We start from the raw sequence: 25,267 nt of genomic DNA on the forward strand, positions 1-25,267 counted from the left end.
AAAAAAAGTTGATAGAAAAGGCAGGAGAATCGTGATGTTAAAAGGGATTTCAAAGCTGATTTCACCGGAATTATTGAAAATATTAATGGAGATGGGACACTCCGATGAAATTATACTGGCGGACGGAAATTTTCCTGCTGCAAGCCATGCCCGGCGGCTGGTCCGCTGCGATGGACATTCCATTCCCGAGCTGCTGGAAGCGATTATGAAGCTGTTCCCGCTTGATGCTTATGTCGAGCGTCCGGCAGCGCTCATGCAGGTCGTGCCTGGCGATACTGTGGAGACGCCAATTTGGAAGCGGTATCACGAAATAATCGCGCCTCATGTCAATGTAGACGATCCTTTCGAGGAAGTGGAGCGCTTCGCTTTCTATGAACGGGCCAAGCAGGCTTATGCGATTATCGCCACAGGCGAAAGCGCATTGTACGCTAATTTGATCCTCAAGAAAGGTGTTATCACCGATGACCAGAATTGATGCCCATCAGCATTACTGGAATCCGGAGCGGATCGATTACGGCTGGCTGACGGAAAAAAGCTCACCGATTCTCTATCGGAATTACTCGCCGTCAGACCTCGAGCCGGAGCTGGAAGCTGCCGGAATGGACCGGACTATTCTGGTTCAGGCGGCGACCCATCATGAAGAGACGTATTACATGCTGGAGCTGAGCGAGCAGCATGAATCGATCGCCGGTGTTGTCGGCTGGCTGGACCTGAACGATCCGGACTGGGCAGCTGTTCTGGAGTCTTTCCGCAATCATCCCAAGTTTCTCGGCTTCAGGCTGATGATTCAGGACATGCCGGAGCCAAGCGAAATTCTTCGTCCGAATGTGATTGAAGCGCTGCGCGAAATAGCGAAGATGGACCTGCCGGTCGATCTGGTGGCGATGTGGCACCAGCTTCCGGTTGTCCTTGAGCTGCTTAGGAACGTGCCTGGGCTCCGCGTCGTGGTCGATCATCTGGCCAAGCCTCAAATCAAAGCAGGCATCTTCGAGCCATGGGCCACCCAAATGCGCGAGATCGCAAGCTATCCCAAGACCTATTGCAAGCTCTCCGGACTTGTGACGGAAGCGGATCATGAGGCCTGGAAGCCGGAGGATTTCACGGCTTACGTCGCGCATATCGTCGATATTTTCGGTACAGACCGGATTATGTACGGCAGCGACTGGCCTGTGTGCCTGCTTGCCGGCAGTTATACGCAGGTTCATCAGCTGCTGGGCAGGGTGCTGCCGGATTCGCTGACAGAAGCTGAGCTTGAAGCGCTGTATGGGGGCAATGCCGCGGCATTTTATAAGCTCTAAATCATAAAATGACAGCTGAATTCCGCTTCCGCATTGCACAGCCGGTTTTTCATCGGACCTACCAGAATAAAAGCTCAAAGCAACGCGTTGCATTTCTGAACTTAGTGAAGGAGGCTTTCATTTATGACAGGAACCAGACAGGGCAGTGAGGTCAAGGCGCTGGACAGAAGCGCGCTTGGCGCAGGGGAGAGAGCAGGATTCGATGCCATGAAGCAAAGCCCAGTGCGCATTGTTCAGATCGGTGAAGGTAATTTTCTGCGCGGCTTCGTCGATTGGATGGTACATGAAATGCGCAAGCAAGGCAACTATGACGGAGCCATCGCAGTCTCGCAGCCGCGTCCGTCGGGGAAGCCGAAGCTTGATCAGCTTGCGGCGCAGGATGGGCTCTACACGCTTGTTGTCCGGGGGATCGAACAAGGCGCTCCGGTTGAACGGGTTGAGAGAATCGCCGTTTTCGGTGAATTTATCGACCCCTATACCCAGTGGGAGGCTTTCCTCGCATTGGCTGCGCAGCCGGAGCTTGAGGTGCTGGTGTCCAATACAACTGAAGCGGGATTAACCTATCAATTTACGGAAAGCTCGCTGGATAAGCCTGCCGTATCTTATCCGGCGAAGGTTACCGCTTTGCTCTACCGCCGTTTCGTTGCTTTTAACGGAGACCCCGATAAAGGCCTCTTGCTGCTGCCCTGCGAGCTGATCGAAGGCAACGGGGACGAACTGAAACGCTGCGTCCTGCAGCACAGCGCCGACTGGGAGCTCCCGGAGCCGTTCATCGCCTGGGTTAGGGATCACAACCGGTTCCTCAATTCCCTGGTCGATCGGATTGTTACCGGATATCCAGGCGAAGAAGCCGGGCAGTGGCGCGAGCGGCTTGGATATGAGGATAAGCTGCTCAGCTCTGCAGAGCCCTATTATTTGTGGGCGATTGAAGGCGAGGCGGAGCTGGAGAGCAAGCTTCCCCTGCAGGCATCCGGTCTTGGCGTGGTCTGGACCGATGACTTGAGGCCCTATCAGCTGCGCAAGGTGCGCATTTTGAACGGAGCGCACACGCTGATGACGCCGATCTCTCTGCTGCACGGTATTTCAGAGGTCAGGCCTGCGCTTGAGGATGCGGAGCTGGGTGCGTTTGTACGGGATGCCGTTAAGCTGGAAATTATTCCTTCACTGGCTTCCGAGATGGAGCCTTCGGTGACGATGGCCTACGCGGCAGATGTATTCGAGCGGTTCGAGAATCCATATAACCGCCACAGGCTGCTTGATATCGCCATGAACAGCATCAGCAAGTTCCGGGCAAGGCTGCTGCCTTCGCTTGAGGGCTATATTTCCGCTCAAGACGGGAAGCTGCCTGAGCGCATTGTGAAGGCGCTGGCTCATTTGCTTCGATTGTATAAGGTGCAGCTGGTGGATGAGCAGTTCGTGGGCAGACGCTTCGACGGTTCATCATATACGGTCCGCGATGACCGCGCGGCTCTGGACCTTATGGCCGATGCGTGGGGCCGTTATGAGACGGGAGCACTCGACCGCAAGCAGTTGGTGGAGGAACTGCTGGGATCCGCCCTGCTGTGGAATAAACCGTTAAATGAAATACCGGGACTGACGGATGCGATTGTCGGTCAATTGAATGAAATGAAGGAGGAATCCGCATGAGCGACTATATCAAACTGAGCCCAAGCGATCATGTCATGATTGCACTGCGCGATCTGCAGCCGGGGGAAACGGTGCAGGCGGATGAAAGCGGAGGAGCGGCTGTCACCGTTCTGGATCCTGTACCCAAAGGGCATAAGCTGCTCGTAAAACCCGTTTCCCAGGGGGACGACGTGCTCAAATTCGGTTATTCCATCGGCAAAGCGAAGGAAGCCATCGAGGCGGGGCATTGGGTTCATACGCATAATCTGGAGACGGGCCTGCGGGGGAAGCTGGAGTATGTTTATTCACCGGCGGCGCCGGCAGCAGCGAGTGAGATTGAGCCGCCCGCTTCCGGGAAGCTGACGTTCCAGGGATATGTGCGGGATAACGGCGAGGTTGGAATCCGCAATGAAATCTGGATTTTGAATACGGTCGGCTGCATCAACAAGACTTGCGAGGTTTTGGCAAAAATGGCCTCGGCCGAGCACGGCGAGCGCGTCGATGGCGTGTTTCATTTCGCGCATCCTTACGGCTGCTCGCAGCTGGGTGACGATCTCAAATATACCCAGCAGCTGCTTGCTTCCCTGGCTAATCACGGCAACGCCGGCGGCGTTCTCGTAGTCGGTCTTGGCTGTGAGAACAATCAGATCGATCTGTTCAAGGAAGTGCTCGGCGAATACGATCCGAACCGGGTCAAATTTATGCGTTCGCAGGATGTATCGGATGAGCTGGAGACCGGGATGGAGCTGATCGGAGAGCTTGTCGAGTATGCGTCCAAGTTCGAGCGGCAGCCGGTTCCGGTATCCAAGCTGAAAATCGGACTCAAATGCGGCGGCTCCGACGGCCTCTCCGGCATTACGGCCAATCCGCTTGTAGGCGCGCTCTCCGACCGTGTAATCGCCCAGGGCGGAACGGCCATTCTTACGGAGGTGCCGGAGATGTTCGGGGCGGAGACGATCCTTATGAACCGTGCCAGCGATGAAGGCGTATTTCATAAAATCGTGGATCTGGTCAACGATTTCAAGCAATATTTTATCAATCACGGCCAGGATATTTATGAGAATCCGTCGCCGGGCAACAAGGCGGGCGGGATCTCCACGCTGGAGGAGAAATCGCTGGGCTGCACGCAGAAGGGCGGACATGCAACGGTTATGGACGTAGTGCCTTATGGCAAACGGATCACATCGCATGGTCTGAATCTGCTGGAGGCGCCGGGTAATGATCTGGTGTCCGTTACGGCTTTGTCGGCTGGAGGCGCGCATATCGTCCTGTTCACGACAGGAAGGGGAACGCCGTTCGGCGGTCCTGTGCCAACGGTCAAAATCTCCACCAATTCCGAGCTCGCCTCGCATAAGCGCAACTGGATAGATTTTAATGCGGGGCAGCTCCTGGAAGGCAAGAATATGGAGGGCTTATCGGGTGAGCTGCTGGATTATTTGCTGCAGGTGGCATCCGGCGACCAGCAAACGAGGAACGAACGCAACGGCTACCGGGAAATCGCGATTTTCAAGGACGGCGTTATTTTATAGGAATTCATGGGGGGCTTGAACAGGATGCAGTACCGAAAACTTGGCTCAACGGGTCTTGATGTCTCGATTCTCAGCTTTGGAGCTTCCTCGCTGGGCTCCGTATTTCGCGATGTTAATGAAGAGGATGGTATCCGTACGGTGCATGCGGCCGTCGATGCCGGCATCAACTACATTGATGTTTCCCCTTATTATGGGCTGACCAAGGCGGAAACCGTCCTTGGCAAAGCGATCAGGCAGCTGCCGCGCGACCGTTTTCTGCTCTCCACCAAAGCGGGACGCTACGGCGTTGATACCTTCGATTTCTCAGCGAAGCGAATCCGTGAAAGTCTGGAAGAGAGCCTGCAGCGACTGAACACGGATTATGTGGATATGCTGTTCCTGCACGATATGGAGTTCGAGTCGCTTGAAGTTATTGTGGAGGAAGGCATTCCCGAGCTTAACCGGTTGAAGGAGCAGGGCAAAATCCGTTATGCGGGGATTTCCGGTCTGCCGCTGGATATTTTCCCGATGACGATCGACCGGGCACAGGTGGACGTCATTCTCTCGTACTGCCACTATTCGCTGAACGATATGACGCTGCTTGGCCAGCTCCCCTATCTGGAGCAGCACTCGGTCGGTGTGGTCAATGCGTCACCGCTCTCAATGGGACTGCTCAGCAGCAGAGGGGTACCGGATTGGCATCTGGCCAGCCAGGAAATGAAGGATGTCTGCCGGCAGGCAGCGCTTTATTGTCAGGAGCAGGGCGTCGATATTGCCAAGCTTGCCGTTCAATTCTCTGTCAGCGAGGAGCGTATTCCGACGACGCTGATCAGCTCGGCTAATCCTGTCAACATCACGAACAATGTCCGCTGGGCGGAGGAGAAGCCCGATCCTGCGGTTTTGCAGGCGGTGCTGGAGATTCTCTCCCCGATTCAAGGCAAGACCTGGCCAAGCGGCAGGCCTGAATATAACCGTTCCATTAAAGTCTGATGGTCAAATAGCGGCGGTGCTCTAGTTGATAGATGGCAATAAGAGAGAGGTGCATACTATAATGAAAACCATTATTTGCGAGCGGCCGGACAGCCTGTTCATGACGGAGACGGAAGCTCCAGTGTTTGTGCCGGGCGAAGCGCTGGTCCGGATCCGGAGAATCGGCATCTGCGGCACAGATATGCATGCTTATAGGGGCAATCAGCCCTTTTTCGAATATCCGCGTATTCTTGGTCATGAATTGTCCGGCGTTGTGGAGCAGGTGGGCGATAATGCCAATGGACTGAAGGCAGGCGATCAGGTTGCCATCATTCCTTATCTGGCCTGCGGAAGCTGCATTGCCTGCCGGGGCGGAAAAACGAACTGCTGCATGAGCATGCAGGTGCTTGGCGTTCATCGGGACGGGGGAATGCGTGAGCTGATTTCAGTACCGACGACGCATCTGATCCGCACGGAAGGACTTACGCTCGATCAATCGGCGGTTGTGGAGCCGCTTGCTATTGGTGCCCATGCCGTGAGGCGGTCCGAGCTGAAGAGCGGTGAATTCGCCCTTGTGATCGGCGCCGGTCCGATCGGACTTGGCGTGATGGCTTTTGCCCAGGATCGGGGAGCAAGAGTGATCGCGATGGATGTGCATAATGACCGGCTCGATTTCTGCCGCAGCTGGGCAGGGGCTGAGTATACGATCAATGCGCTGGAGCAGCCGCTCGAGAAGCTGGCTGAAATTACGGGCGGTGAATTTCCAACCGTGGTGTTTGATGCTACGGGCAATGTCCGTTCGATGACCGATGCCTTCGGATATGTGGCGCATGGCGGCAAGCTTATCTTTGTCGGTTTGGTACGGGCGGATATAGCGTTTAACGATCCCGAGTTCCATAAACGTGAAATGACCTTGATGGGAAGCCGCAATGCGACGCCTGAGGATTTTGATACCGTGCTGGCCGCGGTTCGGAGCGGTGCAGTTGATGTGGAACGGTATATCACGCACCGGGCGCCTTTCGACCAGATGCTGGAGCATTTTCAGACCTGGCTGAAGCCTGAAAGCAGAGTAATCAAAGCCCTGGTTGAGCTTTAATGAAATACGGGTACTGATTCGAATGACGATTCCTGCAGTTTACCGCCTATATGCGGCTGGCTGCAGGAATTTTTATATGTTACATTTGCAGGACGAGAAGCCGGGCTTCTTTTCCCGTCAAAGAATTTCCGTTTTGAAGTTCAAACAGCCCGGTCATCGTCATAGCAGACCCAGCTATCCTCGGCATGAAAGTGTAATTTTTCTTTGGTGAGGCAGGAGGAACGGCTATCGAAGTGGAAGAAGGTTAAAGCCCCCTATAATGAGGGGTAAATTGATTTTCAAAAAATCGAGGTGGAAAACAATCCAATGGAACTCAGAAATTTGACGATTGACGATTTTGATGCCAGCGTGGATTTATCCCAGTATGCTTTTCAATATTCCGTCACTGCCGAGCAGCGGGAGGAGCGGCGCAGCCGGTTCAAGCCTGAGCAGGTTTGGGGGATTTTTGACCATGACAAGCTGGAGGCGCAGCTGACAGTGATACCCTTGCAATTGTACATACAGGGCAAGGTGTTCGAGATGGGCGGCATCGCTGGCGTTTCCTCATGGCCGGAGCACAGGCGGCGCGGGAATGTCGCTTTACTGATCCGGCATGCGCTTCTTCAGATGAGAGAGAAGGGGATGAGTATCTCCTGTCTGGCTCCGTTCTCGTTTGGCTTCTACAGGAAATATGGCTGGGAGACGTATACCGATTATAAAAAATACACCATTGAGACTGCGCTTTTTCCGCAGCGTGTTCAGGTGGAGGGAAGAGTGAGTCTGGAGGACGCGGATATCCCGCTGCTATCCCGTTTGTACGAGGCTTATGCGTCCCGTTATAACGGAACCTTGCAGCGTAGCGAACAGTGGTGGAAGGACTCTGTACTCAGCCGCAAGAAAGGGTATACTACGGTCTATTACCGTGCGGATGGCGAAGCGGCAGGCTATCTGCTTTACGAGATCGAACAGCGCGTGCTGACCATTCATGAAATGGTTTATGAGAATGAACAGGCCCGTCAGGCACTTTGGACCTATCTCGCCAGTCACGATTCCATGGTGGAAAAGGCGGTTCTGAACGCGCCGATGGATGATGCGCTGCCCTTCCTGCTGTCCAATCCGAGGATCGGACAGGAAATCGTTCCGTATTTTATGGCGCGCATTGTCGATACGGCTGCCTTTGTGAAGCAGTACGCATTTGGAGCGTCGGGCGGCGATACAACGTTGACGCTGCAGTTGAAGGATCAGCACGCCCCCTGGAACGAAGGGCTATGGAGCCTGTCGGTATCCGCGGATGGCAGCGGGGCGATGGAGCTGCTCTCCTCCGATGAAGGCGCCGCAGCCGACCTGGCATGCGATATCAGCACATGGTCAGCCTTAATGATGGGCTACCGCAGCCCCGCTGAGCTGCATCGGCACGGGAGGCTCACCGGCTCACAGGAAGCGGCCAGGCAGCTGGAAGCCATTATTCAACCGCGCCAAACCTATTTAATGGATTTTTTCTGATACGTTCGGGACGTTAACATGTCACCGAAATTGTTGAGACAAAAATCCAATCCAACCGGCTATAACGAGCCATCCGGACGAGCTCGAAATTTTCGAATAAATATCGTTTCATGAGATGGCGATCAATCATGCAGCTTCCTGCTTTGACAGGAGGCTGTTTTTTTTGAAAATATAAGAAAGTATATAAGGAATAAATTAGCTTAGCTGCAAGGACGGAGATAGCCCCTCTCCTTGTCTTAAAGAGGTTGATAAAGTTTCACGTCTATCTATTTCAATAAGTCTCAGGGAAGAATCTAACTGGGTCACTAAAAAGTAGCGTCAGCGGGTCTTCTATTGTGTATGCTGCCAGAGCGGAATGCTTGTCTGCCATGTGGGTCACAGGGACCTAATTTTTTCGTTCAGCAGATCCTTATTTACTATATAGCCATGTATTCGTTTTGTGCCTTTATACGCCGGGATTAGGGTATGCTTAGTCACCATGCTTCGCAGGATCGATCGGGCTTTATCCTGTTGGATATTCAAAAAATGGCATACATCCTTGGTTTGTAAAGCAGAAGATGTTCGCAGAGCCAATTTTAGAACAACGGATTCCAGCAAATCGGCCATATTTGATTGATTTGGGCGGTCAGTGCCGTTAAACCATGTACCCATAAACTGCTGAAGCAGCTGTTCACACATTCGAGGCTTCTCGTTTACATCGTCGTATGAAAAGCGTAGGATGCGCCAACCGTCGATTATCAGAAAGTTCTGACGCATTAACGAATCGGAAAACTGCCATCGGCTTGTTTTGCTTGAATGTGGGCCGTATCCATCGATTTCGATTGCCAGCCGCAGGGGAAACCGGATAAAAGCAAAATCCAGAAAGCGCGACCCATCGCGAAAATCAGAAACCTCATATTCGGGATGCAGGTTCTCAAACTCGCCAAAGGCAGGGTACCATGCCTTCTCCAGAAACAGCTTTTCAGCGTGGCCATGACCTTCAGCTAATCTGCGCTCCCGTTCCCCGCTTCTACTATTCAAATGTTTTTCCATCCATGAACGATAAACCGGTAAAAAAGCCACACCCATCACCCTCCCGGAAATAAAAAAACCGCTAATCAACGACGCAGGGCGTCGTTCCAATTAGCGGTGTGTGCTTCACAACCTATCAACAATATATATTGAAACTATACTATAAATGCAGGGTAATAATCAACTCATTTCCTTCATTATTTGAGAAAGTGTCGCATGAGCGACCAAACGCTGAGGCAGCAAGGTTTTCCCGGCTAAGAGCAGGGGAAATCGAGATTTAGATACTGGAAGCCGGATATTCCTCACTAGAGTGAGCGGAAGTGGCGCAGGAGCGATCGAATGGTGAGGCAGCAAGGTTTTTCCGGCTAAGAGCGGGAAAAATCGAGGTTTAGGATGCTGGAAGCCGGATATTCCTCACTAGAGTGAGCCGAAGTGTCGCATGAGCGACCAAACGCTGAGGCAGCAAGTTTTTCCCGGCTAAGAGCAGGGGAAATCGAGATTTAGATACTGGAATCCGGATATTCCTCACTAGAGTGAGCGGAAGTGGCGCAGAAGCGATCGAATGGTGAGGCAGCAAGGTTTTTCCGGCTAAGAGCGGGGAAAATCGAGGTTTAGGATACTGGAAGCCGGATTTTCCTCACTAGAGCGGCAGAACTTCCTTGCTAGACTGGCAGAACTTCATAGCGACCTAAACAAATACGCAGCAAGGTTCTTCCAGACTATCCTCCTTAGGTTGAGGGGCCAGAGGCCCAGGGCGGGTGAACAGCCGTCTTCCAAGAAGATCCGATGAACGCATAAAAGCGTACTTGGCGTATGCCGTCAATCAGCGTCTGCGATACGAAACTCCATAAGCAGCTATGCCAAAATTAGATGAAATATTCAGAAAACATGCCACATTTTAACAATATCTTCATGTTAGCTTGATAATCACTTTACATTGGGACTTTATAATCAGTTTGTACATAAGAATAGTGTTCTGGGAGGATGAGAGACCCGGCGAGCGATGGAGGCTGGGGTGGTCGGCAATTTTAAAAATTAGACAACATACAAAAAAACGTGATCCAGAAAGGTGATACGAGCCCAAATGTCAATGAAAAAAACGCTTGTTATTACTGCAATTGCAGCAGCTGTTTCCACCTCCGCAGTCGGTGTCGTTTCGGCAGCCCAAGCTCAACAAATCGTGGCTACTCAGCAATCCCTGATTTCCATCAATGATAATTCAGTAAACGTACGTTCGGTTACGCTGAATGGCCAGACGTTATTATCGCTTCGTGATCTTGGTACGGCAGCAGGCATTTATTTTGAAGAGAACGGAAGAGGAATCACCGCCATTTACAGTGAGCATATGGCTACGCTGAGCGGTTCTTCAAAAGAAGTTTCAGTGGACGGATCCGTAATCCAACTGCAGAACGCAATAGAGAACGTCAACAACTCCTACTACATCACGCTTGAGGATTTCGCAAGCGCATTTGGCGCGGAAACGACAGTTGACAGCGCTGGACAAGTATCGATCAGCACGGTTCAACTGGTGAAGGATATCAACCGTACGGTCTGGATCGACTCCTCCCGCTTGTTGGCTTCACAGATCACTGACGATGGCAGAACAGATTATGTCGTTGACGCGGCAACTGGCGCCTACACGGAATTGTTGAAATCGACGGACGCTTCTGATTTGGTTGTAGCTCCAAACGGACAAAAAGCGGCTTATACGCTTGAAACCGGAGAAGTTTACACGGTTGATCTGAGCACCAAACAGGCAAGCGTGGTTTCTTCCGACCAATCGATCAAGCCTGAACTGGTCTGGGCAGCCGACAGCTCGGCTATCTATTTCCTGCAAGGGGACAAGGGCAGCATCATCTCCAAATTGAATCTTGCAGACGGCGCGATCACGAATCTCCTGGACGACAAGGTTGATTACAAAGCCAACCTGAATGTATCCGCGGATGGCAAACAATTCTATTACACCGTTACGAAGCCCGGCGCTGTTACAGCTGATGCGAACAAGCCGGTCGAAGAGGATGACGTAGCTATTGATATGACGGGTACGGAGCCGCAAATCTTCACCTACGATTCTTCGGTTAAAGACAGCAAGCCGGTGGGCCTGACGACAGCGGCAGATGATAAAATCTTTGTCGGTACTGCAGCAGACGGCAGCAAGGCTTTCTATGTAAGCATTGAAGAAGGAAAGCCGTCATCATTGGTTTCCATCGCCAAGGATAAAACAGCGGCCAAGCTGGTTGATGACAAGGATGTTCTCCAAGCCGTCATGGCGGGAAGCAAAATCTATGCCGTTGTAGATAACAACGACAGTGAGCTTGTTTATGAAATCGATACTGCAACAGGTGCGAAAACAGAGCTTTACACGATTCCAAGCAGCGTAACGGATCTGCTGGCTGCATCCGGTACTCCGGTAGCTGTAGTTGCGGATGGTCAAGTGTCGGTTAATCAGAACGGTCAATGGAAGAAAGTAACCCAATAAAGAATACGGGCCCTGTGCCCGAGAGGAGATTGCATTTAATATGAAAACGAAATTGTTCAAAAATATCGCGTTTACCGCGATTGCCCTGACAGTAGCCTTTGGTTCGGTATCCGTAGCAAGCGCAGCCAGCAAGCTTAGCGGCAAAATTGTTATCAACGGTTCATCCGCCCTGCTTCCCCTTACGCTTCAAGCAGCCAATGAATTCAAGAAATTGAATCCAAAGGTAAAAATCGCGGCTTCCGCTGCCGGTTCCGTAACAGGCCCGCAATCGGTCCGCAAAGGCATCGCCGATATCGGCGCTGTTGACTGGGACGCTTCCACAGACGTACCGGGCTTCAAAAAATTCGATGGCCAAGTACCGAACAAGGTTGCGGTTATTCCTTTCGCGGCTGTTACGAACAGCGGCGTGAAAGTACCTGACCTGACAACAAAACAACTACAGGATATCTTCTCGGGTAAAGTAACGAACTGGAAAGACGTTGGCGGTGCTGATTCCAAAATCGTCGTCGTTAACCGTGCATTCGGATCGGGAACTCGCGTTAACTTCCAAATTAAAGCGCTGAACGGTACTGATTTCATGACCAAAGGCGACAACTACAAAGAAGTAAAATCAAGCGGCGATATGAAAACGGCCATCGAAACAACACCGGGCGCAATCGGCTACATCGACCTTGTTTATGTAACAAGCAAAATGACGGCTGTCAAAATCAACGGTACTGCACCAACAGAAGCAAACGTCATTAATGGTTCTTACAAAGTGTGGGGCTATGGCTATTACATGACTAAAGGCCAACCGACAGGCGCTACTAAAGCATTCATCGATTATGTACAAAGCAAAACGTTCCAAAACGGTTCGCTGAAAAAGCTTAAATTCATTCCGCTCGCAGCCATGAAAAACGTAAAATAAACGTACAATCGGGATAGAACGGCGAAAAGAAGCCAGCATCCGGCGCTACTTGCGGCGAGGCTGGCTTCTCTTCATGAAAAATGACGAAAGGATGACCCTGATATGCTTGAAGCGCCTTCTTCCAGCCAGGCTTTCACCGGCGCCGATTTGGGAAAAAGTCTCAAATCCAGTTCTGCCGGCGCATTCGACCGCAAGACCAGGCTATCGTTTTACAACAAAACCTTCAAACTCATCTGCATCGCATGCGCAATCTTCGTTTGCCTGATCCTCTTTACAATCCTGTTCTTCATGGGACGAACCGGCATTCTGACTTTTCAAACCGTGTCGCCGCTCACCTTCTTCTTCTCCTCGGAATGGGTGCCGGAGAATGAGCAATACGGAGCGTTCATCTTCATCTTCGGGACGCTTGCATTAACCTTTCTGACAATGCTGATCTCCGTTCCGATCTCGGTTATTATTGCGATCTTCCTTGCGGAATTGACGCCTGCCTGGCTGAAAACCGGTCTGCGCCCCATTATGGATCTGCTCGTCGGCATTCCCTCTGTCGTATACGGCTTTCTGGGTTTAACGATACTTATCCCTATGCTTCGCAGCGTGACAGGCACCAGCCTGGGAGACGGATTGCTCGCCGCTGCCATCGTGCTGACGATTATGGTGCTCCCGACCATCAGCCGGATTACCGATGATTCCATCGTGTCCGTACCCAAGAAATTCCGCGATGCTTCCTACGCGCTGGGAGCAACCCGTTTCCAGACAATCTTCAAGGTTGTGCTGCCTGCAGCAAAAAGCGGGATTATGTACGCGGTTATTCTGGGAATGGCGCGGGCGATCGGTGAGACGATGGCAGTGGTGATGGTTATCGGAAACACGCCTCAGCTGGCTAACGCCTTGTTCAAGCCGACAGCCGTTCTCACCAGCAATATCGTCATGCAGATTTCCAATGTGCCGTTCGATTCCACCTGGAACTATGCGCTTTATATGATGGGTTTTCTGCTGCTTATCATTTCGCTGATTATGATCATTCTCGTTCGTGTCATTCAGCGTAAAGGAGCGAAGTCATAATGAAATCGGAAATCAAGCCGGCAGGCAATCCATTCGCTTCGCGTAAAAGCATGAATCACATCAACAACCGCATTTTTACGCTGGTCGTATGGTGCGTAGGAATCGTCACCGTCCTGTTTATTCTGGGCCTGTTGTTCCTCATTCTACAGAAGGGCATGCTCAAACTGGATTGGGGCTTTCTCGTAGGCCTTCCCAGTGAGATCGACGAAGGCGGGGGAATCGGTCCGACCTTGTTCAATTCCTTCTATGTTCTGATTATCTCGCTGATTATCTCCATTCCGCTGGGGATGGCAGCCGGTATTTATCTTTCGGAATTCGCCCCGGATAATAAATTTATCGCCTTTGTCCGTATTTGCGTAGAAGGTCTGGCATCTGTTCCTTCTATTATATTCGGTTTGTTCGGGATCGCGGTTTTCGTAGAAGCTTTTCAAATCGGTCTGACGATAATCGGCGGCGCGGTCAGCCTGGCTTTTCTGAATTTGCCTGTTCTGACCCGTGTCACCGAGGAAGCGATCAGAGCGGTTCCGCAGGAAATGAAGACGGCATCCTTCGCCCTTGGCGGCACGCATCTGCAGACAATCCGCCGTGTTCTTGTGCCTGTTGCGCTGAACGGCATTATCACCGGGATTTGTCTGGTGGCGGGCAGAGCATTTGGTGAAAGCGCGGTAATCATTTTGACAGCAGGTGTCTCGACTTCAGGCGAAATGTGGGATTTCAGTTTATTTTCTCCCGGTGAAACACTTGCCGTGCATTTGTGGTATGTCCAGTCGGAGGCGATTGTTCCGGATGCGACGGAAATTGCGGAGAAGGCAGCGGCGGTGCTTGTGTTTGTCGTGCTTCTGATCAATTTGTTCTTCCGTGTTCCGCTATGGATAAATTCCCGCAAAATGCGATAGCTCCCAGATTGTTTTTAGAAACAAAACGTTTCTTGAAGGCAAGCTTATCGTATGAAATGCATACTGTAAAACGGAAAAGCTGTCCTGCAGGGCGGCTTATTTCCGCATGTATTTGGAAAATACCAGCTTGGTTCTGAAGAAGGTCATCTGTGCTCGTCACCCATGAATAGGTCTAAAGTCATATAATAACTTGAATCTCTTGCTTTATTCGACATAAATCGGGATAAAACCGTCGTTATTTGACATAGACTTTACATTTCAATGCATCAACGATAATCCTTTCTTCCTATAGTATAGCTATAGAATGATTCATGAGGAGGAGCACGTGATGTCAACGACATACATGGAAGCTTTGGAAGAACCGTCAGTTGTGACCGGCCAGCCTATGCAGCAGAATCAGGAATGGCTGGAATTCATTAGAACAGCTCCGGTTGTATATGCCTCTCATACCTGCCAGGAGGTCATTCAGCAGTTTGGTTCGCAGCCGGATTGCGACTGCGTGATTGTATGCGACGATGCCCGCAAGCCAAGGGGACTTGTGATGAAACGGAATCTAACCGTCATACAGACCCACCGTTTCGGCAGAGAATTATATTACAACCGCTCCATTGTGAAGCTCATGGATGCCCATCCGCTCATCATAGACATACATACCTCGCCCCAGAAGCTGCTGGACCTTGCGCTTGGACGGGACGAGAAAACCTTATACGACTGTGTTATTGTTACGGATCAGGAGCAACTGACAGGCATTTTGTCGGTTGCCGATCTGCTCCATCTATCCCGTTTGATGCAGCGGCTGAGCATCGAATCGCAAATTCGTACCGTTCATGGGGCAGAATCCATGATCAAGGAGATTGACCAATCGGTTGTTCGTGTGCTGAGTGCCTCGGAGCAGGGGGAGAAAATGTCCGAGACCATGGTGGACCTGACCTTGAAGGGCAAGAAAGAGCTGGACAAAGTAACGGCTGCCTTCCGCAGCCTGAATGACAACACGACCAGGCAGGAAGGCCAGATTGGCGAGCTTCAGGAACGTGCAAGCTCGATCAGTTCGGTGTCCAAGCTTATCCGGGATCTTGCCGACCAATGCAATTTGCTTGCCGTGAACGCCACGATCGAAGCGGCGCGTGCGGGCGAGCATGGAAGAGGATTTGCCGTGGTTGCCAATGAAGTCCGCCAGCTGGCGACGCAGACCAAGCAATCCGCGGATCAAATCAATTCGTTGATCCGGTCGATTCTGGAATCTGTGAAGCAATCGGTTGAGCTGGTAGGAGCGGGGCGGGCAAATGCCTTGTCGAGCCAGTCCAATGTGGAGGCCGCTTTTGAAGTATTTGACCAGCTGTTTCAAGCAGCGGCGAACAACAGCAGGAGCGCCAAAGACATAGGAGCGTTGTCCAATCAGGCTTATAACCAGTCCGAACGCGTCATCCGGGAAATGCAGCAGCTCAAGAACGAAATGCAGCTGGGACAATAAATTTAATATGGCGTTAACAAAACCATCAAACAACTTTTACAAATTGCCTATACAATACTACTATTGATGTGGACGTGTGTCCACGACACGGAGGAGTCCGCCATGCAAGCATTAATCGATATTCAAAAATTGAATTTGTATTACGGAACCTTCCATGCGCTCAAAGATGTATCGATGGACATCCCGGAGAAGGCCATCACTGCTTTCATCGGGCCTTCCGGCTGCGGGAAGTCTACGCTTCTGCGCACGTTAAACCGGATGAACGACATGATTGCGGGAACACGCATTGAAGGCCGCATCTCGGTTGGCGGCGCCGATATCTATTCCAATGAAGTTGATGTCGAGACGCTTCGCAAAAAAGTCGGTATGGTGTTCCAGCAGCCCAATCCGTTTCCCAAGTCGATTTATGACAATGTGGCTTACGGACCGCGCCTGCACGGCATCCGCAATAAACAGAAGCTGGACGAAATCGTTGAGACAAGCCTTCGTTCGGCAGTCCTTTGGGAAGAAGTGAAGGATTATCTGAAGCGTTCGGCGTTGAGTCTGTCCGGCGGTCAGCAGCAGCGGCTGTGCATTGCAAGAGCGCTTGCGGTTAATCCCGACATTCTGCTTATGGATGAGGCGACATCTGCCCTTGACCCCATCTCTACCCTGAAAATTGAAGAGCTGGCCCAGGAGCTTAAAGACAGATACACCATTGTAATGGTCACGCACAACATGCATCAGGCGGCTCGTGTTTCGAATCAGACCGTTTTCTTTTTGAATGGCGAGGTAGTGGAATTCTCGGATACGGAGAAGCTGTTCTCCAATCCTCGCGACCAAAGAACGGAAGATTATATAAGCGGACGGTTCGGCTAAGATAAAGGAGAGCATGCCATTATGATGACCCAAAGAAAAGAATTTGATTTAGGACTTGATGAACTAAAATCGCATATCGTTGAAATGGGTAAACGTGTGGAAAAGGCAATCGGCGATTCCATGCAGGCGCTGGAGAATGTGGATGTTACAGAAGCCAAGCGCCTGATTGCCGAGGATAAGGAATTGAATAAGATCGAGGATAAAATATCCGAGCTCGGCGCCAAGCTGATCGCTACGCAGCAGCCCGTGGCCAAGGATCTGAGACGAATTCTCGTAGCCTTCAAAATCGCCAGTGACCTGGAGCGGATGGGCGATCTGTCCGTCGATGTCGCGAAAGCGGTTGTGCGTCTGGAAGGTCAGGTTCTGATTAAGCCTCTGATCGATTTGCCCCGCATGGCGGAAATCGTGCAGATGATGACGCGGGAATCGATTCAGGCTTTTATACAGGAAAATACAGATTTGGCCTATAAAATGGCCAAAGACGACGATCTGGTGGATGCTTTATATTCCCAAATTATTCGCGAGCTGTTCACCATCATGATGGAAAATCCGAAAACCATCTCGCAAGCGAACTTGCTCAGCTTTGTCGGACGCTACATTGAGCGTTTTGCGGATCATGCGACGAACATCGGAGAATGCGTGGTTTATCTGGTTACCGGATCGCGTCCGGACCTGAACTCTTAATTCCGCTTCCTTCGACGGCTTTAACGTGGACACATTAGAAGAGATAAAGGCTATCCAAAGGTCATTTGACCTGACAGGATAGTCTTTTTTTAATATGAAAAAGCAAGCGCTACACATCCGCTTCGGGCAGAGACATGCTCATGCGCAGTTTATCGATCAAATAAGGCATGAGCTGCGGACGGGGAAAATCAGTGCGCCACGCGGCATACAGCTTCCAGGAAGGCAGCTTGCCCGGAAGTCTGATGGATGGAACGCCGCCCTGCGCCTGCCGGTTGACCCTCGAAGGCAGGATGCACAGGCAGCCTCCGGAGCGGACCGCTTCCAGAGCAAAATCGACGCGATCGGTCAGCTGTTCGATTTGCAGTGTGACCTGTTCGTCTTTTTCCCACTGCCTTACAATCTTCATTAATGAAGGTTCCTCCATCAGGGTGAATGGATGACCGCTCAGCCGGTATGAGCCCGGCCCGGAATAACGCGTTAATGGGTGATCGCGCGGGATCATCAGGGCCAGCCCGTCTTCGGCTACGGGCTCGCACGACAAGCTTGCGTTCTCGACCCATTGACCGCTTAATACCAGGTCCACGCTTCCGTCTTCCAGCAGGGCATGAAGCTCACTCTCTCCTCCGGTTCTGATGGACAGCAGCAGGTCGCCGGGCACCTGAGAGAGCCGGAAACCACCAGATTGGAGCAGGAGGGAAGCGGCAAGATCCGTGCAGCCGATAATAAACTGGTTTTTGCCCGTCTGGCGGAGTGTTTGCAGCCGCGCCTGAGCCTCTCCGTAGATATGGTCAATTTGCTGCGCGTAGTGATGAAGCGTCTTGCCGGCTTCGGTCAGCAGCACCTTGCCGGTCTTCATCTCGAACAGCGGAATTCCCCATTCTTCCTCCATCTTTTTCATATGAAAGCTTACTGTCGGCTGTTTGAGATCCAGCTCATCGGCAACCGCAGTGACTTTTTTAAGCCTGTCCAGCAGCACAATAATCTTCATCCTTAATATACTCATGACGATGAAGCCCCTTCATTTTAAATTTATAGATTAAATATATGATACACCTCACCATTATACAATAATTCTATTCATTTTTAGCATAGCGTTAACACTTAGAAAATATCAGATTAACACCAGCGACCTATAATGAGTTTGTAAATCAAATAACCGTGCGAAACGGAAGGAGAAAACCAAAGAGATGAAAAAGTTAGGGTTACTTGTAACGGTGGTCTTGTTATCAATCAGTCTGGCAGCTTGTGGGGCTAAAAACAACGAAACCAACACCGGCAATGCTGCAAATGCTGGAACCAATACAGAGGCAGGTGGAAATACCACCGGAAACACAGCAACAAACGCAGGCGGCAATGCAGCAGCAGAAACGCCAATTACCGGATCGATTCTGGCAACTGGTTCATCCGCGCTTCAACCGCTTGTCGACCAAGTATCGAAAAAATTTATGTCTGATGAAAAATACAGCGGCATTACCGTTCAAGTACAAGGCGGAGGCAGCGGTACAGGTCTTACGCAAGTTCAAGCCGGACAAGCGGATATCGGCAACTCGGATATTTTCGCAGAAGAGAAATTTGTCGATGCTGACGCAGACAAAGCCAAAGAGCTTGTCGATCACCAAGTAGCGGTTGTTGCTATGGCGACTGTTGTCAACAAAAGCGTAACTGTCGACAATCTGACCAAACAACAATTAGTTGATATTTTCACAGGTAAAGTGAAAAACTGGAAAGATGTTGGCGGCCAAGATGAAGCCATCACAATCGTTAACCGTCCATCCAGCTCCGGTACACGCGCTACTTTCGAGAAATACGCACTGGGCATGAAATCGGAAGACCTTCCGGGCTCCATTCAAGAGGATGCTTCCGGTACAGTTAAGAAACTGGTTACAGATACTTCGGGCGCAATCGGATACCTGGCTTTCTCGTACATCGACGACACCATCAAAACCCTGAAATACGAAGGCGTAGAGCCAAAAGAAGAAAATGTAGTAACTGGCGACTATCCAGTATGGGCATATGAGCACATGTACACCAAAGGCGAGCCTAATGAAGCTGCCAAAGCATTCCTGGATTACATGCTGAGCCCGGAAGTTCAAGACAATGACGTAGTTGAGCTTGGCTACACGCCGATCAGCAAAATGCAGGTTAAACGCGATGTTGCCGGCACTGTAACGAAGTAATGAAATACGCTGCGCCTTCCTCCGGCTTGCGCAGCAGGCTTCATTTGCAGGAAATACTGTTTTAAAAAAAATAATCAATAAACAGTCAAAGAGGTGGAGACATCCGCCTCTTCTTGGCCATTAAGGAGAGGTACTATGGAGCGGCAGGCCGCGGGCGGGCAACCTGTTCAACAACGATCGAATCATAAACAAATCAAACCGCACATAATGGAAGAATGGGTCGGCAAGGTATATACGACCCTCTGCATCATTGTACTTATCGTCACAATAGTAGCGATCGTTTATTTTGTAGCTTCCCGCGGATTGAGCACGTTTTTTGTGAGCGGCGTAAACGTAGGTGAACTGCTGACGGGATTGAAATGGTCTCCAGAGGGTGATATCCCGTCGTTTGGCGCATTGCCGTTCATATTCGGCTCATTCAGCACCTCGCTTCTGGCAGCTTGCATTGCCGCTCCGCTCGGATGCTGTGCAGCCATATTTATGACCCAAATCCTGCCTGGCGCCGGCCGCCGCGTGCTTCAGCCCGTCATCGAGCTGCTTGCAGGCATCCCGTCTGTCGTTTACGGTTTTGTAGGACTCAGCATTGTTGTGCCTTTCCTGCGCTCTGTTTTCCCTGGACAGGGGATCGGGATTGCCGCAGGCTCCATCGTGTTGTCGATTATGATTCTGCCAACAATCACAACAATTGCAACGGATGCGCTGGCAGGCCTGCCGTTTGGTCTGAAAGAAGGCTCCTATGCACTGGGAGCTACACGCTGGCAGACGATCTACCGCATTGTCATTCCAACCACATTGCCTTCGCTTCTGACCGGTGTTGTGCTTGGCATGTCCCGTGCGTTCGGTGAAGCGCTGGCTGTTCAGATGGTTATCGGAAATGCGCCGCATATCCCCCATTCCTTATTCGAATCAGCGTCTACCTTAACCAGCGTCATCACCTTGAGCATGGGCAATACAGTTACCGGATCCGCGCATAACAACGCGCTGTGGTCGCTGGCTCTGATCCTGCTCGCCATGACGTTTGTGTTCGTATTCGTGGTTCGTTTCCTGGAAAGGAGAAATAAACAATGAGCGCCAAAGTAGCAGACAAGATTGCCACAGCCGTTATCTATATCGTATCCGCATTAATTGTCCTTATTCTCGCAGGGCTTCTCGGCTACATTATTATCCGCGGCCTTGGACATATCAGCTTTCATTTTCTGACATCAGAGCCGCAGACGATCAAGGCGGGCGGAGGAATCGGGCCGCAGCTGTTCAACTCGATATTCCTGCTGGTACTGACTTTAATTATTACGATTCCGCTTGGAATCGGCGCCGGAATCTACATGAGCGAATATTCCAGGCCGGGCCGTCTGACGGATTCCATCCGTCTCGTGGTTGAGGTTCTGTCCTCCTTCCCGTCCATTGTCATCGGATTATTCGGCCTGCTGGTCATTGTCAACCTGTTCGGCTTTGGGTTCTCCTTATTCTCCGGTGCGCTTGCTCTGACGGTATTCAATCTGCCGCTCATGGTGCGGATTACGGAGCAATCGCTGCGCGGCGTGCCGCGCGAGCAGAAGGAAGCGAGTCTGGCTCTTGGCCTTTCCCGCTGGAAGACGATTACCTCGGTAATGATGCCAATCGCCATGCCGACGATCGTAACCGGTACAATTCTGGCTTCGGGCCGTGTATTCGGTGAAGCTGCCGCGCTGCTGTTTACCGCAGGAATGAGCTCGCCAAGGCTGGATTTCACCAACTGGAATCCGCTCAGCCCGTTCTCCCCGCTCAATCCGTTCCGGCCGGCCGAAACCTTGGCCGTTCATATTTGGAAAATCAACAGCGAAGGCCTTGCTCCGGATGCGGGTGAAATTGCCGCCGGCGCATCAGCTGTGCTGCTGATCATGGTCCTGCTGTTTAACTTTGCGGCCAGATGGTTCGGAAGAAGACTGCATCGTAAATTCACGGCCACCAAATAGAAACCAGCATAGGAGAGGGGAGGCATTTTCCATGAATGTCAAGGAAAAAGAATTGTCAGCCAAGCAGCTGAGTGTATTTTACGGCGAGAAGGAAGCGATCAAGGGCGTGTCGCTGGATTTTGAGGCACGCGAGGTTACGGCTCTGATCGGTCCGTCGGGATGCGGGAAGTCCACCTTCCTGCGCAGCCTCAACCGGATGAACGATACCATTGGCGGTGTCCGTACCACGGGCGAGATATGGCTGGACGGAATCAATATCAATGACACTGGTGTCGATGTGGTGCTGCTGCGCCAGCGTATCGGCATGGTATGGCAGCGTCCGAATCCGTTCCACAAATCCATTTATGAGAATATTGCGTTTGGCCCCCGGTACCACGGCATCAAGAACAAGAAAGTGCTGGATGAAATTGTGGAGGATTGCCTGCGCAAGTCGGCGCTGTGGGAGGAAACGAAGGACCGTCTTCACCAATCCGCGCTCGCCCTGTCCGGCGGACAGCAGCAGCGGCTGTGCATCGCCAGGTCGATTGCAGTCAAACCGAAGGTGATTCTGATGGATGAGCCAGCTTCGGCACTTGATCCGGTGTCCACTTCCAAGGTCGAGGAGCTGATCGCCGAGCTCAAACGCGATTACTGTATTGTGATCGTGACCCATAATATGCATCAGGCCGCGCGCGTATCGGACAAAACCGCCTTTTTCTATATGGGCAAAGTGGTTGAATTCGATGAGACTCATAAAATATTCACCAATCCTGCTGAGAAGCAGACGGACGATTACATCTCCGGGCGCTTTGGCTAAAAAGATGCTGGGATATAAGCGCCATTGCAGCCATACGATTTAACCATAAGCTTGTATTTCATACGCATAACCGGAGCTCAGAGGATGAGAGCCGGTTATTTTGCTTTTTTTACATAACGTTAACAAAGCAGCTATATTTATTTCACAAACGACTGGTACAATTGAACTATTAGAGCAGTCAAAATGTTCCAACCAAAGAGGGATACTTGTGGACGATATCGGATATGGTCTGTTGGACCGCACGATGATTCACCGTATTACGGAGCGCTGGCATCATGGAGGAATCGGAGTTATTATCATGCACCTGCCGGTGAGCGGAGCAGCAGTGCTTGAAGCGCTCCAGACGTGGGTGACGGAGCAGAAGCGCCTGATCTGGCGTTACCGGATGGAGAGCGATTTCTTCTTCTTTTTTCAGCGCAACAAGTCGGATGAGAGACTCGATCTGCTTCTGGAGAATGCGGTCAATACCCTTCGTCAACAGATGATAAAAGTGGTTTCCGCAGCCCCGGAGGGCAGGGGCCAGCAGCGTATGGCCATCGGCAGCGCTTCGGTACTGCCATCGGGCCTCGGGCGCTCTGCAGAGGCGATGGTCTACCATGCCATTAAAGAAGCTCTTGTCTCGGTTATGCGGTACCGGCTGCGGGATGAAAGCGCAGCTGCCCGCGAGGTGCCTTATCAGGAAGCCGAAGCCTGGCCGTATCCGCGGGTCGAGAATGGTCTGGACTATAACGACGGCGATATGTCCTACTCCATTGGCGCCCTGGCCAAAACAATCCCGACCTTCCGCACAAGCGCGCGGGTATCGGAGGTAGCCCGGATGTTTGAGGAAAATCAGCATCTTCAGGGTGCGATTGTCGTCAATCAGGAACGGCCTGTTGGACTTGTGATGAAAGAAAAAATGCATCAGATGCTGGCAGGACAGTTTGGTCTTCCGCTGTATTGGAACCGTTCCATCGAGAAGATGATGGACGACGATGCGCTTGTGGTGGATGCCGACCTGCCTGTGGAACAGGTCGCTCAGATGGCCATGGGCCGGGATATCTCCCGGCTGTATGATGTGGTGACCATCACGCGGGACGGCAAGCTGCTTGGCGCGGCATCCATCCGGTCCATTTTGGAGTGCATGACGAATTTGCGCACCGAGGAAGCGCGGACCGCGAACCCGCTCACCGGGCTGCCCGGCAATGGAGCCATCCAGCGGGAGATCAAAAGACGCATTGATGCGGGCAAGCCTTTCTGCATGATCTACGCCGATCTGGACTATTTCAAATGGTTCAATGACTGCTTCGGCTTCAGTCAGGGCGATGAGCTCATCCGGTTCCTTGCTGAAGTGCTGCAGGAAATACCGGGCCGGGAGAACGGTGGAAAGGGCGACTTCGTCGGTCATATCGGCGGCGATGATTTTATCGTGCTCTCGGATCATCCGCAGCCGGAGAAGCTGTGCACACAGATTCTGGAGCGGTTCGACGGAGGCGTCAAATTCCATTACGGCGGCTCCGACGTATCGATGGTGATCGACCGGAGCGGCAACAAGGTGGAGCAAGAAGGCGTCAGCCTGTCGTTATCACTGCTCCTCTGGGATGCAGACTGCCCCATTACACCGGGGATTGTTTCACAAGCCGCAGCACGACTCAAAAAACAGGCGAAGGCGATTAAAGGCAGCGCTTATATCTCAGGGGACGTTATTGAAAAGCAACCGGGAGAGGAACGATTGTAGACGTGAGACAACATAACAGCTTTGAAGCACCAGACAGTTTACGTCCCGAAGAAAGTGCAGCGACAGGAATAATATACTTGGCATGGCATGGCAAGGCAAAGGATCGTACTGATATCCGGCAGGTCATCGACAGCAGCTGGAGAGCTTTTGCCGAGCATGCCATCGCTCAGCATAACAGGACCAATCTGCTTGCGATCAGCTCCGTCTGGATGCGCGATGATTTGTACATATGGCTGCCCCTTCCGGAAGCCCGCGAGGAATTGCTGGAGGAGCAGCTGCTGGAGCTCGGGAGCAGGTTCAAGCGGGAGTGGGGCAGGCGCTTCATGGATCACTCATTCGATGGCGATGTTCAGGAGCTGAAGCTGCATGCCGGTGTTTCCATTATGGGCAAGCGGGATGAGCAGGGGGATCAATGGTATGAAGGGATCAAGCAGGCGATTGTTCACGGACAGCGGGCTTCGGCTACCGAGCGGAGTCTTCAGCGCCGCGCATTCGAACAGCTCCTCCACAGCCGTGACATCTTCCCGGTGTATCAGCCCATCTATTCTCTGCGCAGCGGGGATGTGTACGGTTATGAAGCACTCTCCCGTTTTCCCGATAAGCGTTGGTTTGAAGGACCCCAGCAGTTATTTGCTTATGCGGCAGAGGAGGGAATGATTTACGGATTGGACAGGCTGGCCCGCGAGCGGGCTATTGAAGGCAGCACAGGGCTGGCCAGCGGTCAAAAGCTGTTTATTAACATGACGGCGCAAATTATGAACGACCCATCATTCACTCCCGGACAAACCCTGTATCTGCTTGAGCGCTTCGGCTTGTCGCCCCATAATGTAGTATTTGAAATTACCGAGCGCAGCTCCTTCGAGGATTTTGGGGCGGCCAAGAAAATGTTCGATCATTACCGCAACCAGGGTTATCAAATCGCCATTGACGATGCGGGGGCTGGATATTCCTCGCTGCAGTCGATCGTGGAGCTGCAGCCTGATTTCATCAAAATTGACCGTTCGCTTATTCATGGCATCCATCTGAACGCCATGAAGGAGCAAATCGTGCATACCTTCACTGAATTTGCCGCCAAAATGGGCATATCCATTGTTGCCGAGGGGATTGAGGAGCAGGAAGAACTGCAGCATATGCGTGATATGGGCGTGGATTATGCACAGGGCTATCTGCTCGGCAGGCCGCAGCCGGCTATCGGTTAGCGATAATATTAACGGTAACGCGTGCACGGCCTCCACAATTATGGAAGCGGATACCTAAATCACCCTGATTGTTGCGGAT

Annotated in this window: 22 protein-coding genes; 20 read left to right on the forward strand and 2 right to left on the reverse strand. The window is 51.7% G+C overall.

What is annotated here, in order from left to right:
* Positions 1-34 precede the first annotated feature (34 nt).
* From fucU to AC0YOB_RS10090, 7 genes are all read left to right on the forward strand, one after another.
* Positions 35-475 (forward strand): L-fucose mutarotase, encoded by a 441-nt coding sequence (fucU, locus tag AC0YOB_RS10060; protein WP_475792725.1) that lies wholly within the window; start codon positions 35-37, stop codon positions 473-475.
* Positions 462-1,298 (forward strand): amidohydrolase family protein, encoded by an 837-nt coding sequence (locus AC0YOB_RS10065; RefSeq protein ID WP_475792726.1) that lies wholly within the window; start codon positions 462-464, stop codon positions 1,296-1,298. Before fucU ends, AC0YOB_RS10065 begins: the two co-directional genes overlap by 14 nt.
* Before the next feature lie 123 nt (positions 1,299-1,421).
* Positions 1,422-2,945: a tagaturonate reductase gene (locus AC0YOB_RS10070; RefSeq protein WP_475792727.1), complete on the forward strand. Its 1,524-nt coding sequence runs from the start codon at positions 1,422-1,424 to the stop codon at positions 2,943-2,945.
* Positions 2,942-4,453, forward strand: coding sequence for a UxaA family hydrolase (locus tag AC0YOB_RS10075; RefSeq protein ID WP_475792728.1), 1,512 nt, complete (start codon positions 2,942-2,944; stop codon positions 4,451-4,453). The genes AC0YOB_RS10070 and AC0YOB_RS10075 overlap by 4 nt, the downstream gene beginning before the upstream one ends.
* A gap of 24 nt (positions 4,454-4,477) precedes the next feature.
* Positions 4,478-5,422 carry an aldo/keto reductase gene (locus tag AC0YOB_RS10080; RefSeq protein ID WP_475792729.1) on the forward strand — a complete coding sequence of 315 codons (945 nt, stop codon included), beginning with the start codon at positions 4,478-4,480 and terminating at the stop codon, positions 5,420-5,422.
* A gap of 61 nt (positions 5,423-5,483) precedes the next feature.
* A complete protein-coding gene (locus AC0YOB_RS10085) occupies positions 5,484-6,497 on the forward strand; it encodes a zinc-binding alcohol dehydrogenase family protein (protein WP_475792730.1) in 1,014 nt (337 codons plus the stop codon).
* Between the two features lie 306 nt (positions 6,498-6,803).
* Entirely contained in the window at positions 6,804-7,979 is a 1,176-nt protein-coding gene (locus AC0YOB_RS10090) for a GNAT family N-acetyltransferase (RefSeq protein WP_475792731.1), read from the forward strand.
* A gap of 375 nt (positions 7,980-8,354) precedes the next feature.
* Here AC0YOB_RS10090 and AC0YOB_RS10095 read toward each other — a convergent pair whose 3' ends face one another.
* On the reverse strand, positions 8,355-9,041 hold the full coding sequence (locus tag AC0YOB_RS10095) for a DNA-binding response regulator (RefSeq protein WP_475792732.1): 687 nt from the start codon (positions 9,039-9,041) through the stop codon (positions 8,355-8,357).
* A 1,033-nt stretch (positions 9,042-10,074) separates the two neighbouring features.
* Between AC0YOB_RS10095 and AC0YOB_RS10100 the strand changes: the two genes are divergently transcribed.
* The 7 genes from AC0YOB_RS10100 to phoU all read left to right on the forward strand — a co-directional run bounded on the left by AC0YOB_RS10100 (position 10,075) and on the right by phoU (position 17,347).
* The gene (locus tag AC0YOB_RS10100) at positions 10,075-11,469 is read left to right on the forward strand and encodes a stalk domain-containing protein (RefSeq protein WP_475792733.1); all 1,395 of its coding nucleotides are present in this window, start codon (positions 10,075-10,077) and stop codon (positions 11,467-11,469) included.
* 40 nt (positions 11,470-11,509) lie between these two features.
* A complete protein-coding gene (locus AC0YOB_RS10105) occupies positions 11,510-12,376 on the forward strand; it encodes a phosphate ABC transporter substrate-binding protein (protein WP_210037409.1) in 867 nt (288 codons plus the stop codon).
* 102 nt (positions 12,377-12,478) lie between these two features.
* Complete coding sequence (gene pstC, locus AC0YOB_RS10110) at positions 12,479-13,438, forward strand: phosphate ABC transporter permease subunit PstC (protein ID WP_210037410.1); 960 nt, start codon at positions 12,479-12,481, stop codon at positions 13,436-13,438.
* Positions 13,438-14,334: a phosphate ABC transporter permease PstA gene (pstA, locus tag AC0YOB_RS10115; protein ID WP_475792734.1), complete on the forward strand. Its 897-nt coding sequence runs from the start codon at positions 13,438-13,440 to the stop codon at positions 14,332-14,334. The genes pstC (AC0YOB_RS10110) and pstA (AC0YOB_RS10115) overlap by 1 nt, the downstream gene beginning before the upstream one ends.
* A 328-nt stretch (positions 14,335-14,662) precedes the next feature.
* Entirely contained in the window at positions 14,663-15,805 is a 1,143-nt protein-coding gene (locus AC0YOB_RS10120; RefSeq protein ID WP_475792735.1) for a methyl-accepting chemotaxis protein, read from the forward strand.
* A 102-nt stretch (positions 15,806-15,907) separates the two neighbouring features.
* On the forward strand, positions 15,908-16,663 hold the full coding sequence (gene pstB / locus AC0YOB_RS10125; RefSeq protein ID WP_379112820.1) for a phosphate ABC transporter ATP-binding protein PstB: 756 nt from the start codon (positions 15,908-15,910) through the stop codon (positions 16,661-16,663).
* Between the two features lie 24 nt (positions 16,664-16,687).
* Entirely contained in the window at positions 16,688-17,347 is a 660-nt protein-coding gene (gene phoU / locus AC0YOB_RS10130; RefSeq protein ID WP_475769375.1) for a phosphate signaling complex protein PhoU, read from the forward strand.
* Positions 17,348-17,456: 109 nt separating this feature from the next.
* Here phoU and AC0YOB_RS10135 read toward each other — a convergent pair whose 3' ends face one another.
* Entirely contained in the window at positions 17,457-18,350 is an 894-nt protein-coding gene (locus AC0YOB_RS10135) for a LysR family transcriptional regulator (protein ID WP_475792736.1), read from the reverse strand.
* A 184-nt stretch (positions 18,351-18,534) separates the two neighbouring features.
* On the opposite strand from AC0YOB_RS10135, the gene AC0YOB_RS10140 reads away from it, so the two are divergent.
* From AC0YOB_RS10140 to AC0YOB_RS10165, 6 genes are all read left to right on the forward strand, one after another.
* Complete coding sequence (locus AC0YOB_RS10140; protein ID WP_475792737.1) at positions 18,535-19,524, forward strand: phosphate ABC transporter substrate-binding protein; 990 nt, start codon at positions 18,535-18,537, stop codon at positions 19,522-19,524.
* Between the two features lie 207 nt (positions 19,525-19,731).
* Positions 19,732-20,592, forward strand: a complete 861-nt coding sequence (gene pstC / locus AC0YOB_RS10145; protein WP_475769376.1) for a phosphate ABC transporter permease subunit PstC — start codon at positions 19,732-19,734, stop codon at positions 20,590-20,592.
* Positions 20,589-21,476, forward strand: a complete 888-nt coding sequence (gene pstA / locus AC0YOB_RS10150) for a phosphate ABC transporter permease PstA (protein WP_475792738.1) — start codon at positions 20,589-20,591, stop codon at positions 21,474-21,476. Before pstC (AC0YOB_RS10145) ends, pstA (AC0YOB_RS10150) begins: the two co-directional genes overlap by 4 nt.
* A gap of 31 nt (positions 21,477-21,507) precedes the next feature.
* Complete coding sequence (pstB, locus tag AC0YOB_RS10155) at positions 21,508-22,272, forward strand: phosphate ABC transporter ATP-binding protein PstB (protein ID WP_475792739.1); 765 nt, start codon at positions 21,508-21,510, stop codon at positions 22,270-22,272.
* A 208-nt stretch (positions 22,273-22,480) separates the two neighbouring features.
* Positions 22,481-23,989 carry a GGDEF domain-containing protein gene (locus AC0YOB_RS10160; protein WP_475792740.1) on the forward strand — a complete coding sequence of 503 codons (1,509 nt, stop codon included), beginning with the start codon at positions 22,481-22,483 and terminating at the stop codon, positions 23,987-23,989.
* 77 nt (positions 23,990-24,066) lie between these two features.
* Positions 24,067-25,188 carry an EAL domain-containing protein gene (locus tag AC0YOB_RS10165; RefSeq protein WP_475792741.1) on the forward strand — a complete coding sequence of 374 codons (1,122 nt, stop codon included), beginning with the start codon at positions 24,067-24,069 and terminating at the stop codon, positions 25,186-25,188.
* The last annotated feature ends 79 nt before the right edge of the window (positions 25,189-25,267 follow it).

It is taken from the genome of Paenibacillus sp. JT31N17, assembly GCF_056269255.1.